General features: G+C 35.1%; 10 protein-coding genes. 3 read left to right on the forward strand and 7 right to left on the reverse strand.

Translation table 11 applies throughout. The features are described from left to right. Positions 1–130 precede the first annotated feature (130 nt). From AB1410_08940 to AB1410_08970, 7 genes are all read right to left on the reverse strand, one after another. Positions 131–1,111 carry an ABC transporter permease gene (locus AB1410_08940; protein MEW6456818.1) on the reverse strand — a complete coding sequence of 327 codons (981 nt, stop codon included), beginning with the start codon at positions 1,109–1,111 and terminating at the stop codon, positions 131–133. 39 nt (positions 1,112–1,150) lie between these two features. Next, complete coding sequence (locus AB1410_08945; GenBank protein MEW6456819.1) at positions 1,151–2,647, reverse strand: sugar ABC transporter ATP-binding protein; 1,497 nt, start codon at positions 2,645–2,647, stop codon at positions 1,151–1,153. Positions 2,648–2,681: 34 nt separating this feature from the next. Beyond that, complete coding sequence (locus tag AB1410_08950; GenBank protein ID MEW6456820.1) at positions 2,682–3,599, reverse strand: substrate-binding domain-containing protein; 918 nt, start codon at positions 3,597–3,599, stop codon at positions 2,682–2,684. A gap of 330 nt (positions 3,600–3,929) precedes the next feature. Beyond that, entirely contained in the window at positions 3,930–4,925 is a 996-nt protein-coding gene (locus AB1410_08955) for a zinc-dependent alcohol dehydrogenase family protein (GenBank protein MEW6456821.1), read from the reverse strand. Between the two features lie 83 nt (positions 4,926–5,008). Then, entirely contained in the window at positions 5,009–7,630 is a 2,622-nt protein-coding gene (locus AB1410_08960) for a M14 metallopeptidase family protein (protein ID MEW6456822.1), read from the reverse strand. A 278-nt stretch (positions 7,631–7,908) separates the two neighbouring features. Then, positions 7,909–9,252, reverse strand: coding sequence for an amino acid permease (locus AB1410_08965; protein ID MEW6456823.1), 1,344 nt, complete (start codon positions 9,250–9,252; stop codon positions 7,909–7,911). A gap of 13 nt (positions 9,253–9,265) precedes the next feature. Then, on the reverse strand, positions 9,266–10,474 hold the full coding sequence (locus AB1410_08970) for a PD-(D/E)XK nuclease family protein (protein ID MEW6456824.1): 1,209 nt from the start codon (positions 10,472–10,474) through the stop codon (positions 9,266–9,268). Between the two features lie 180 nt (positions 10,475–10,654). Between AB1410_08970 and AB1410_08975 the strand changes: the two genes are divergently transcribed. From AB1410_08975 to AB1410_08985, 3 genes are all read left to right on the forward strand, one after another. Then, positions 10,655–11,335 (forward strand): hypothetical protein, encoded by a 681-nt coding sequence (locus AB1410_08975; protein MEW6456825.1) that lies wholly within the window; start codon positions 10,655–10,657, stop codon positions 11,333–11,335. A gap of 155 nt (positions 11,336–11,490) precedes the next feature. Continuing rightward, the gene (locus tag AB1410_08980) at positions 11,491–11,712 is read left to right on the forward strand and encodes a DUF2007 domain-containing protein (protein ID MEW6456826.1); all 222 of its coding nucleotides are present in this window, start codon (positions 11,491–11,493) and stop codon (positions 11,710–11,712) included. A gap of 430 nt (positions 11,713–12,142) precedes the next feature. Next, positions 12,143–13,093, forward strand: a complete 951-nt coding sequence (locus AB1410_08985) for a hypothetical protein (protein MEW6456827.1) — start codon at positions 12,143–12,145, stop codon at positions 13,091–13,093. Positions 13,094–13,328 lie beyond the last annotated feature (235 nt).

Below are 13,328 nucleotides of genomic sequence, written 5' to 3' on the forward strand. Positions count from 1 at the left end.
CCCCCTCACCCCCGTATCAAGTACGGGGCAGGCTTCAATCCTCTCCCCTCAGGGGAGAGGGAGGGGTGAGGGGACAGGAATGCATCAGAATTAAATGCGTTTGTATTAGTTTTAAAATATCTTTTCATGATTATAACTCCTTTCTATATCTCAATTGGTCTATCGTTACTGCAATAACAATTATTGAACCGATAATTATTTCCTGGATATAATTTGGCCAGCCAACCATTGTGGAGCCATTTCTCAGAAAAGCCATTATAAAAACTCCAATCATTGAACCGAGAACACTACCCTCACCTCCCCTGAGACTTCCACCGCCGATTACAACTGCAGCTATCACATCCAGCTCGATTCCGATGGCAACTGTGGGGTCTCCCACTGTAAGTCTTGAAAATTCCATAACTCCAGCCAATCCTGTTAAAAACCCTGAAAATGTATATATCAGTATCTTTACCTTATTAACTCTGATCCCGCATAAGCGAGCTGTTATTTCATTCGAACCAATCGCAAATGTATGTCTTCCAAAAACTGAATGTTTAAGCACTAAAGCAATAAATATAGCAAGGATCAGGGTTATCCAGATCCCAGGCGAGAGCAAAAGCCATGAGGGATCTGGATATTTTGTCATTAATTGGTTTATCCAAGTCAACGGAGCATCAATCTTTTGGTTCCCTGCAATCCACTTTGCTATTCCCCTTGCTATTCCAAGCATTCCAAGGGTAACGATAAAAGGAACTATTTTAAAAGATGTTATTAACACACCGTTTCCAAATCCGATTATTCCTCCAGTTAATATTCCTAAAAGAATTGATAGAAAAGGATTTAAACCTGACTTGATTGCATATGCGATTACAACGCTTGAAAGAGCAATCGATGAGCCAACGGATAGATCAATTCCTCCGCTTATTATAATCATCGTCATTCCCAGAGCGCATAAAGCTACAATAACTGATTGAGTTGTAACACTCTTTAAATTTGAAAACCTTAAAAATCTATCCTGAACCTCGGGAATCATCGCAAAAATAAGGATAATCAGGAGCAACCCTAAAAAAGGACCCAAAAAACTTAATAAACGGGAAATTTTATCAGGGGTAATTAGAGGCTTGCGCAATCTTATCTCCGGGGTTTTGTTTTTAGAGAGCATCTTTGTTTAAAATTGATTTACGGTCTGATGATAAGGCTTTCCAATACTTGCAATAATCATGATTTCGTGCTCATCCCATTCATCGGCAAATCTTATCTCAACTATTTTTCCCCTGTGCATTACTGCAACCCGATTGCAGATTCCAAGAAGTTCTGGAATGTATGAACTCACAAAAATTATTGCCTTTCCTTTATTAGCCAATTCTCCTATGATTTTATAAATCTGAACCTTAGATTTTACATCAATCCCCCGGGTAGGTTCATCGAGCAGGAGAATGTCCGAATCAGTATGGAGGAGCCGTGCAATTGCAACTTTTTGTTGATTTCCCCCTGAAAGATCCGATGTTTTCTGATCAGATCCAGTGACATTTATCTCCAGTTTTTCAATCCATCTATTTACATATTCCCTTTGTTTTTTTAAATTTATCCATCCAAATTTTGCGTATGGCCTAAAATAGCTCAAAGTTATATTATCAGCAACAGTTCTTGATAAAGCCAGTCCTTCCTCTTTCCTGTTTTCACTGAGATATCCTACTCCATTCAACAGCATTTCTCGAGGATAAACTTTGCTAAAGGAAATCCCAAGAATTTTAATTTTTCCTGATTTTATAGGCTCAAGACCATAAATGGTCTTTAACATTTCAGTTCGTCCGGCTCCAATCAATCCTGTGATACCTAAAATCTCCCCTTTATGAAGAGAAAGGTTTACATTTTCAGGAAATTTCCTTCCACAGAGAGAATCCAGTTCAAGAACACTTACTCCTGTTTCAGGTTGAATTCTGGGGAACATCTCATCGAGCTTTCTTCCTAACATCATTCCTATAAGATCCTCTATAGAGGTATTTTCTATAATTCCATTGCCTGCATTTCTTCCATCCCTTAAAACTGTGTATCTATCAGCCACTTTTTTTATTTCCTCTAAAAAATGACTTATGTAAATAATGCTTATCCCTTCTTTTTTTAGCTCTTTTATTATTTTGAAAAGATTCTCCATATCATCACCAGATAAACTGCTTGTTGGTTCATCCATGACGATAATTTTTGATTTAAGAACAAGAGCTCTTGCTATTTCAATTATCTGTTGAGCGCTGAGACTTAACTTATAGACCGGAACATCGAGAGAAATTTCTGAATGTCTTAAAATTTCAAGGATACTTTTCACCTTATTTCTCATAATAGTGCGTTTTAAAAACCCTGAAGTATTTTCTTCAATCCCGAGCATTATATTTTCTATAGCATTTAAGTGAGGAGCAAGGTTTAATTCCTGGTAAATCATAGAGATTCCATATTTCCTCGCTTCAATCGGATTCTCCAGTTTGAATAATTTATCTTCCAAAAATATTTTTCCTGAATCAGGTCTTAAAGCTCCACTTAAAATTTTCATCAATGTGCTTTTTCCTGCTCCGTTTTCACCAATTAAAGCATGGATCTCCCCTTTTTTCAGTTTAAAATCAACTTCATTTAAAGCAACTGTGGAACCAAATCTTTTGGAGATTTTCTCCATTTTCAATATAAATGAATTATGATCAGGCATGAAACTATTTTTTAAAATAAGATGTTAAATCAGGAAGCAATAAGTTTTTTATTTCAGGCTGTTCCATGTTTTTTTTCGTCGCTAAATAAACACCAGTGTCGATTCTTTTTTCAATATCTTGATTTCGAAGGTAAGATACAATTCTTTTCACCCCCAGATATCCCATTTTAAAAGGATTTTGAAGAACAAGACCATGAATATGACCCTGTTTTAAACCCTCGACGAGTTTCTCACTACTGTCAAATCCAACAAATTTAATCTTCCCGGCTAACTTTGCTTCTTGAAGAGCTCGCAGGGCTCCAAAAGTAGTCGATTCATTCGGACAGAAAATCCCCTCAACTTCAGGATACCGATTTAATATATTTTCAAGTAATCTATAAGAAGTCTCAGTGGTAGAACCTCCATATTGATCCTTTGAGAGAAATTCAATTTTGGAAAACTCTTTATTCATTGTATCGAGGAAACCCTTTTCTCTTTCATTTGTGCTTGCTGAACCTTCCTGATAACGTATCAGAAATATCTTTCCCTTTCCATTTAGAATCTCTCCGAGTCTTCTTGCTGCAATTACTCCTCCTTTATAATTGTCAGTGGCTATAAAACTCACAAAATCCTCTCCCTGAAGAGCAGAGTCTATTATAACCACGGGAATCTTTGCCTTTTTTGCTTCTCGAACAGGCATCATCAATGCGCGGTCATCCAGGGGGGCAAGTACAATTCCATCAATACCACGGCTAATAAAGTCCTCTATGACAGTAATCTGTTGTTCTCTATCATCTTCCTTTTGAGGTCCTTTCCAGAAAATTTCAACATCAAGTTCTCTCGCAGCTTTTAAAGCTCCAGCATGAACAGATTTCCAGAATTCGTGAGTTGTCCCTTTTGGTATAACAGCGATCTGCAGTTTCTTTGTCTGTGATTCTTTCATGCATCCAGTAATGCCTGTAAGCAAAAAACCAAGGAAGATTGTCAGAATGAAAAAAATGAAGCAATTAAATAATTTTAAAGATAATTTAGTCGATGTTCTTTTTGTCACAATAAAATAAAATTATAATTAATATTTTTTCATGTCAACTTTATTCAAAGAAATCTCTGAAAAAGTTCCTCTTTGTCACCCTGAACTATGTGCTGAACTTGTTTCAGTATCGTTTCAGGGTCTTGTAACACATTGTTTTTATTAGATGCTGAAATGATCCTGAAATAAATTCAGGACATGGTTCAGCATGACATTTTGCTCCTTTTCATTAGTTTTCTGTCCCTAAATTTGAAGGACTCCGGCGCCGTTTATTTTTCCGTGTTTCAGGAGAGTAAGAGCATGGTTTGCCTGCTCTAAAGGGAATACTTGAACCTCTGGATGAACCGGAACTTTTCTTGCAATCTCAAGAAAATCAATAACATCTTGTCTCGTACTGTTCGCAACACTCTTAATACTTCTTTCATTATAGATTAACTTATACTCTATTCCAGGAATTGGACTCATGTATATACCAGCAAGAGCTAATGTTCCTCCTTTTTTGAGTATTTTCAAAGCTTCGATTACAATATCTCCAGCTGGTGCAAAAATTATTCCGCTTTCGATGGAGTCAGGAGGTTTATCATTTATTGTTCCTGTCCATTCAGCACCTAACTTTTCTGCCATCTTCCTGTGCTTTTCGCTTCTTGAAAAAACAAATACCCTGCAATTTAGATATTTTGCTACCTGAATTACTATGTGTGCTGATGCTCCAAATCCGAATAGACCTAAAATGCTTCCTTCTCTTACATTACTCAATCTCAAAGCCCGAAATCCTATAACTCCAGCACAAAAAAGAGGAGCAGTTTTTATATCGACAAACTCCTCTGGAACTTTATATGCAAAATCTTCTGAAACAACTGTATATTCAGAGTACCCTCCATCCACATGATATCCTGTAAACTTTGCACCATCGCACAAATTTTCCATCCCATTTTTACAGTAATAACATCTCCCGCAGGTTGAGTTTAACCATGGAATTCCAACCCTATCTCCTTCTTTAAATTTTTTAACCCCATTTCCCATTTTATCCACAATTCCTATTATTTGATGTCCTGGAATAACAGGTATTTTTTTCAAAGGAAGGTCTCCTTTAACTATATGAAGGTCAGTATGACAGATACCACAATAGGAAATTTTCACCCGAATTTCCCTATTTTCAGGAACTGGTTCTGAAATTTCTACAATCTCTAAAGGATTTTCCTCTATGGGCTTTTGTTTTTTGAGTATGGCCGCTCTCATCCTCTGTCTTCTTCCCCGATGTGATTGGCTATCACACTCCAACTGATGAAAATATAATGTTTCTGGAAATTATTTCATATCTTTCAATCAGATACAGGATCATAATAAATTGAGTTGAAGAGTAACTTGAAAGTATTATGAGGTTGAGCTCTGTGCTGAATTCCAAAACCGAGAAGAATAACCTTCCCATTTCCAAGAGTAGCCTCTGCTATCGCTCCTTTATTGAATAAAGCTTTTTCTCCATGGATGTATCCACTCATGAGGGGATTTTCCTCAGGATATTTTGCAATGATCTTTGCTGCTTCCTTTTTTTCAAACGTTGGTAAAGATGTAAAAGCCGGGCTGTACGAGAAAAAGCCAGATGCCTGTTTTGGCATTCCATAGCACACAGGATGGGTGTTATCAAACTCAATTCTCAATAAGGCTCCAGAGCATGTAAACTCTTCAGGTTTTACATCCTTTAATGAATTCATAACTGGAATGCCGATTCTCTCTATGGCAAAGTCACAGGCATTATTAATTGTTATTAATGCTCCTCCCTCTTCAATAAACCTTTTTATATTCTCAGAACCTGAATCTCCAATTCCGCCAACATATTCAGGAGGAATCGTTCCTAACCTATGTCCTTCAACAATTGCTTTTGGTGATTGAGAAGGAATGATTAGAACATCATATCTATCTTTCAGATTTCCAGCTCTTATCTCTGCATCATGGATGTTTTTAAAAGGAAATTCGAATTGCTCAAAAATCCACCTTGTCCATCCTTCATCTATGTTTGCAACCCAGGATTTATAAAGGGCAATTCTAACAGGTTTCAATTTGATAGTATCCACCTTTATTGTATCCTTAGCTCCGTAAGTTTTAAGATGAAGGTTTTTTGCAATTTTTTCCATCTTTGACTTTGAGATTTTAGCTGAAGGAATTATCATTGTGCCTATCGGGTATTCTTTTCCATTTGATTTAAAGCTCCCTTTTGCCCATAACACATCTCCTCCATCTTTAAGCACTCGGTTTACCGCTATGAATGAATTGTTTATTTCATGGCTTAAAATATACGCATAAGAGGGGTTTCCAGTGATCTCTCCTTCTGGATAAATGGCTTCTTTCAGAGGGAGAAGATCAACATTGAAAGGAGAATTTACAGCTACAGCTTTAACTCCCATCTGAAGAGGAAGAGTCCATCCAGTCACATCATAAGAACGAAGGGGTGCTCCTTCAAATTTTACAGGGTCAACGATTCCCTGCCATAGATCAGGGTATTTTCTTAAATCAGGATATTTTTGAATTTCAAATATATTTTTAACAAACAGAGCAAAGGGTTGATCCATTTTTATAACATATGAACCTTCTGGATATGTAACTCCATCTGCTGTAAATTTTGAAGTTGCTCTGTTAACTTCGACTCCAAGGAGCATCATTTTTTCAATCAGAAGAGCCGCAGCATCAGGGTCTCTTTGATCAGCAGGGATAATCCATGCAACTGGAGGCTCTTTTCTAAACCTTTCTATCACATCTTTACCCATTTTGTATTTATCAAAAAGAAGTTCTTCTTTGTGTTTAGCAGCCACATCAAGCACTGCAATTGATGCAGTAAGACAATAATCTACTGCATCCTTCAATCTCCACCATCCTCCTTTCCATGGGCTCGGATAAAAAGCTGAGATTGTTAATTCCTGATATTCCTCTGGGAAATCCCTGATTGTATAAAAGTATGGAGTTGCATATCTGTAAAGAGCTGTTTCAGTAAGAATTGAAATGATATTATGAGAATCAACAACCTGAGTTACATAGCCAGGGTACCAGGTATCGAATACAATTCTTGAAATTGCTCCCTCTTTTTCTTCCTGGTCAAAAGCAGCTCCCATAGCAGAGCCAATTAAATTCTGCCAGCGAACTACTAACGGATGAACGTTTGGATTTGTGGGTTCGGAATTTGGTGGTATCCATATTCTTGCTGGAAATGGAGCTGTCTGATGGTGATTGTAAAGGATATTTGGAAACCATTCCTTATGAGCAATTTTTGTAAGATGCTGGGTTTCAACCTGATTGACCATAAAGGAGTCACGATTATTGTCGTGGCCAACGTATTTGTGATAAAGCCAGGGCATCGGACTTACTTCATATGGAGTGCCGAGATTTTTGTTATACCATTCAGCTAACAAATCCATTCCATCTGGATTTGCAAAAACTAAAATTATTATGACATTGTCAAGTATATTTTTTACTTTCTGGGAATTTGAGCTGACCAGATCATAAGCTAATTGAATCAAATGCTGAGCGGGAGCACATTCAGTAGCATGCAGTCCACCATCTATATAAACTATGGATTTTCCCTCTTTGATTAGTTTTTTTACCTCTTCTTCAGTAACTCCTTTTACAAGGGCAAGTCTCTTTGAAATCTCTTTGTAGTGATCAAGTTTTTTTATATTCTCCGAGGAAGAGATTGTTGCATAAGTCATAACTTTCCCCATCGATGTTTTTCCAACATCAAAAAGTTTCATCTTATCTGTGGATTGAGCTAAAATTTTAAAATATTCAATTGCCTGCTCGTAGGTCGCCAGATGATAATCAGCCCCAACTTTGAATCCAAGTATCTTTTCAGGAGGTGGCATAACTTCAGAATTTAATCCATTTGAAAAAATTAAAAAAGAAACAATACATATAATAAACCAACAAATTCTGATGAAAAAAATTTTTTCTTTCAATTTTCCCTCTCTTTCCAAATATTAATGTTTCTATTTTTTAATTTATAAATCTAACTCTTAAAAGCTCTATTGTCAAATATACGCCTTTTTTAATAAGCAAGTAAAGTTTTGTAGAAGAAGAATTTAATTTAACTTTAATGGGCAGTAAGGGTGGCCAAGAAACCGAAGGTTCCTGAAAACCGTCACGAATGCTGAGCGGGCATGATCCCCTCACTTATTTTAAAGTATGAGTGAAATTAAAACCAATAGAAGATAATGTTTTTTGAATTATGCATAAATTATATATTCTTTCGCTTTTTAATTTTCCAAATATAATAAACAGGAAAACCGGATAATACAAAAAATATTCCTAAAAGAGAGTTTCGCGGCTCTCTTATAAGAGTATTAATAACAAGAAATAAAGCTCCTGAAATAAATAACAAAGGCACCACTGGGTATCCAAATGTCCTGTAAGGTCTTTGTAAATCAGGCATTTTTTTCCTTAATGCTATCACTGCTAAAGCACCCATTCCATAGAATATCCAGCCTATAAAAAGAGTGTAGGTAAAAAGCTCGGTGAATCCTCCAACAATCAATATTAAAAAAGATGCCCAGATTCCCTGTAAAATTATTGAATAAACAGGAGTTCTGAATTTTGGATGTATAAACTCAGCCTTTTTGAAAAAAAGCCTGTCTTTTGCCATTGCATAATAGACCCTTGGGCCTGTTAAAATCAATCCATTTGTAGCTCCATAGATTGAAATCAGGATTGCCACTGAGATAAGGATGCCGGCTCCTGGACCTATAATTTCTTCCATCACAACAGAAGCGACTTTTTCTGAGTGAATAATCCTATCAACGGGGAGGATGTATAAATATGCCATGTTTGCTATTAGATAAACCGCAATAACGAATAGTGTTCCTAAAAGCAAGCTAAAAGGTAAATTTTTTCTTGGATTTTTTATCTCTCCTGCAGAAAAAGTTACCAGGTGCCAGCCTTCATATGCCCATAATGCTGCTATCATTGCGATTCCAAAATCACTTAAAATATTTCTTGAGATAAAGCCAGAAGAGCTTAAAAAATTTGAAAAACTACCCTTTCCTATAAAAAAAGCACTAAAGACAATAAAAAATATTGCAAAAGTCTTTAGAAATCCAAAAAGGTTCTGAACAAATGCTCCAAACCTGACACCCAAACAATTTATTGCTGTTAATAAAAGTATTGCAATTATTGAAATTATTCTTATCCAGAAATGAGATAGAGGAAATAGATAACCAAAATATATAGAAAAGGCATATGCGAGAGTTGCAATCGACCCAGTATTTATCACTAAAAAAAGAGCCCATCCAAAAAGAAAGCCTGCCAAATGCCCGAATGCCTCACGAATAAAAACATACAATCCACCTGCCTTTGGAAAGGCTGCACCAAGTTCTGAATAAGAAAGAGCACCAAAAAAACTTAAAATCCCGGCTGCAATCCATACAAGGAAAATCAATACTACAGAATGCACTTTGCCCGCTATCTGCGCAGGTACAAGAAAAATCCCTGAACCGATAATTGTTCCTATAACAATCAAAGTTCCATCAAACAATCCAAGTTTTCTCGGCAATTCCTCTGAAAGTCGCTCTTCTTTGTTTAACATCTTATCTCCTCCATCAATCTTCTTTTAATCTCGAAAGATTTATAGATTTTAACTTCTCAATTTTAAAATATTTTTTTATCTTTTCTGTTAGCTCTGGCCCCCAGACTTCTTCAGTAACTATTCTTCTCATCTCAGGAAAGCTCAATTTACAAACTTCATTCCATTTATTCGCTTCTCTTATTAGAGTCTCAAGCTCTTCCCTTTCTTTTTCATTTTTAAAATCATAAGAAACATTTACTCTTTTTGATATGGTAGCTTTAAATTGATCTCCTCTAACAACATCTAATCCTTCTTTTTCTGCATATTTGAGGATAAGGTCTTTCAGCCTTTCCATTTCATTTTCAATTTTTTCCGTCTGTATTTTTAAATCATCTATTTCTTCTTTTAATTTTACATATTGATTAACAAGCTTCACCCCATCATCTTCCAGATATTCATCTTCTGTTAAATTCTCTACGATAAAAAAATGCTTTCTTCTCGGACAGAGATCCTGGTAAACACACCATTCACATAGCTCAGATTCATGAGGTTCAAACCTTACTTCCCTTTCTACTTTTTTAATCAGAGCAATCGTATTTCTTATTAGATCTTTTAATTGATCTTCACCTCTTTCCGATGAAAATTCTTTATCAAAGTATACAAAGTGCCAGATCAACTTTATTCTCTGCGCATCTCTCCACATTTTTTGGACTCCAATCTGGTAGAGACCGAGCTGCTTATCCTTATCGAGGTCTTTTTGGGTAGGTAAAGTTGTTGAAGTTTTATAATCATGGATTTCATAAATTCCATCTTCTGATTGAGATATTCTATCTATTACTCCAAAAATTTTATACATTCCTCTATCATCAAGGGGGATTTCTATTGATCTTTCGAGGCTTAATACTCTTGAGGAATCAAACGGATAATATCTTCTATAATAATCTTCGATGCATCTTTCACCGATTTTTTTATAATCTTCAACGGACCATTCTTTTTTTATAACAAATATTTCCTCATGAAAATTAGATTTCCATTGTCCTCTAAAGTAATTTATTAACTCATCAAGCGTGAAAATTTTTATTTTCAAATTCTTGTAAAGAAATTCCATCGTTTTATGGAATGTTCTTCCCAACAAAATTTCAACAGGTTCTATCCTTCTTTCAATTTTATCTATATACCTCAACTTAAACTGATGAGGACACTTTTCAAATAAATCCAATTTTGAGTATGAATATACTGGCATATTGCCTCCTTCTCAATAAAGTTTTCTTCATCAAACATTTGCTAAAAACTTTATCAAAAATTATTTCAATTTTCCATCTTTTTCTAATACAGACGAATTATATAAATTGAATTTTATTTTTATTTGACTTTTTATTTTCTTTTTGATATTTTCCCATCAAATTAATGAAGGAGGTGCGTTTTGGATAAAAAGGGTCTTTACATGGTAACAGGTTTTTGTGCAATCCTTGCAGGTATTCTAAGTGTGGTAGGTTATATCTGTTATTTGATCGGTGTGCAATCAATTAAAATGCCCATGCCGCAGAATGTAGATGATGTTATTAAAGTCTTTAAGGCTCCTTTTGTTCAGGCAGCAGCGAACATAAATGCTCTTAGTTTAATTTTTCTCTTTCCTGGAATTGTTGGAATAATGTTATTTCTTTATCAGAAAGCCAAGGGATTATCAGTTGTCGGGTTTACATTTGGAGTCTTAGGATTCCTCTTATTCTTTCTTGAAATGTTTATTGAATCAGGAATTGGAAGAATTGCGTGGGGACAGGAGCAGATGATAGCACCCGAAGCTGTAAAAACATCTGTTGGGATTTTCTATCTACTGGATGAATTTATAATGTTTCCAGGTCTTTTTCTAACAGCTGTATTTTATCTTCTATTTGGTTTTGCGTTCAAAAGGTTTGATGGCATCTCAAAAACAATTGGTAATCTCTTCCTCCTTACGGTTTTATTCTTTATTCTTACCTTTATTTTCTTCGCTGTGAAAAGTAATCTAATTGCAAGTATCTGTATTCTTATTCAGGTTATACTTGTTGCTATAGCTTTAGTAATGGCTGGGAGCATGTTAAGAAAGTTTGAGCCTACTGATTAAAGAATAAAAAAACTATTATATTTTTTAGACCAAAAAACAACATCTTAAACTGAGAAAGTTAAATTTGTAAAATATTATTTTCTCGTTTATTATTTAATTGTATTCCAGGGAGAGAAGTCTGATTTAACAGGCATCAAAAGTTAGAATGAAATTCTATGTTTAACAAAGAAGAAAAATGGATTGAAATTTATACTGCTAACGGTAAAACTGAGGCAGATATAATAAAATCAAAGTTAGAATCCGAAGATATTCCTGTTTTTTTAAAATATGACGTTATAGGAACGATTTTCGGGATCACTCTAAATGGCCTTGGAAAAGTAAAAATTCTTGTTCCTGAATTAAAATCAGAAGAGGCAAAAATACTCTTAAACATATAAGCTACGCAAGTAAACTAATACAAACGCATTAAGTAAGATGACATATACTCATAGTATTGTCATTCCCGCGTAGGCGGGAATCCAGTTTTATCATTATGTTTCTGGATTCCTGCTTTTGCAGGAATGACGGTAAATGTAACATTATTAATTTCGTTTATATTAATACAAATGCAATAAATGATGTTACATGTAGGGCAGGGTTTTAGCCTTGTATTAAGCAACCCCCGAATCAACCCATGAAACAAGTTCAGGGCAAGGTTCGGGGCAGGCTCTGAAGGGTTGCCCTACAAATTATTTATTGCATTTGTATTAATATATTTCCTAAGGAAGAAAAAACGCTTCCAGAAATAAAAATGTAAGTTGCTATTTAAATTTAAACCTTAAAAGAATCTAATTGAAATTATTAATGTATATAGATTAAAATTCTGCTGTGCCATCAAAATATAAGTATAAACCTTTATCTCCTGGTGGAATTAAAACAATTTCTCTCGATGAAAGAGAGAGCAAGGTTGATATCGAAGATTTTGGAAAGCCTGCTCAAAAGTCATCCACTTTTAGAGAATTCTTTAATTCATTGCCTGATATTCTTGCTTCGAAAGATTTAAAAGACCTAATAGAAAAAATTCATGAGGCTCAGAAAAAAAATAAACCAATAATTTTTGGATTGGGAGCTCATTTTATAAAAGTCGGCTTAAATCAGTTCTTAATTGATTTAATGAAAGGTAATTTTGTAACAGCAATTTCAATGAACGGCGCAGGAATGATTCATGATTTTGAAATAGCCTACTCAGGAAAAACATCCGAGGATGTTGAAAAACATCTGAAGGATGGAAGTTTTGGCATGGCTGAAGAAACTGGAAAATTACTTTCAGAAGCGATTAAAAGCGGGGATTCAGAGGAACTCGGTTTAGGAGAATCAATCGGAAAATTTTTAGCTGAAAAAAATTTCAGATATAAAGAGAAAAGCATTTTTTCCAGGGCTTATGATTTGAACATTCCTGTTACAGTCCATATGGCAATTGGTACTGATACCATTCATTTTTATCCAGATTTTTCAGGTGAATCAGCAGGAAGAGCATCTTTGAGGGACTTTTTTCTTCTATCCTCAATTATGACCAATTTAGAAGGAGGGGTTTATCTAAACATTGGTTCTGCAGTAATTTTGCCAGAGGTGTTTTTAAAAGCTTTAACGTTTGTAAGAAACAAAGGCTATCCAATTGAAAATTTTACAACAGCAGTTTTCGATTTTATTCATCATTACAGACCTTATGAGAATGTGACTAAAAGACCAGTTGGAAACAAAGGAAAGGGCTATTATTTTATCGGTCACCATGAAATTATGATTCCCCTCCTCTTTCAGGCCCTCATTGAATTTAAATAAATACATTTCTATAGAATATTGGGAAGTCAACCATCTTCTGAGCGATATATCGACGAGCATCTAAAAATCTGCGAAGTGAGTGAGAATAATCTCCTATATTTTATTCTTTCGAAAGAGAAATAATATAACGAACGGGAGCGAGAGAGAATATAGAAGATAAGAGAGGATAAGAGTCTGAGTGATAGGAGATTATTTGAACGAACGAGCATAGATTTTGATGCGAGGAGATCTGAGC

Source organism: Acidobacteriota bacterium (assembly GCA_040756905.1).
In the GTDB taxonomy this organism is placed as follows: Bacteria; Acidobacteriota; Aminicenantia; order JBFLYD01; family JBFLYD01; genus JBFLYD01.

What these genes read in the sequence shown, in the direction of transcription:
- AB1410_08945 (MEW6456819.1), bottom strand. Translation starts at nt 2,647, where the DNA reads ATGGAGAAAATCTCCAAAAGATTTGGTTCCACAGTTGCTTTAAATGAA.
- AB1410_08950 (MEW6456820.1), bottom strand. Translation starts at nt 3,599, where the DNA reads ATGAAAGAATCACAGACAAAGAAACTGCAGATCGCTGTTATACCAAAA.
- AB1410_08955 (MEW6456821.1), bottom strand. Translation starts at nt 4,925, where the DNA reads ATGAGAGCGGCCATACTCAAAAAACAAAAGCCCATAGAGGAAAATCCT.
- AB1410_08965 (MEW6456823.1), bottom strand. Translation starts at nt 9,252, where the DNA reads ATGTTAAACAAAGAAGAGCGACTTTCAGAGGAATTGCCGAGAAAACTT.
- AB1410_08970 (MEW6456824.1), bottom strand. Translation starts at nt 10,474, where the DNA reads ATGCCAGTATATTCATACTCAAAATTGGATTTATTTGAAAAGTGTCCT.
- AB1410_08980 (MEW6456826.1), top strand. Translation starts at nt 11,491, where the DNA reads ATGTTTAACAAAGAAGAAAAATGGATTGAAATTTATACTGCTAACGGT.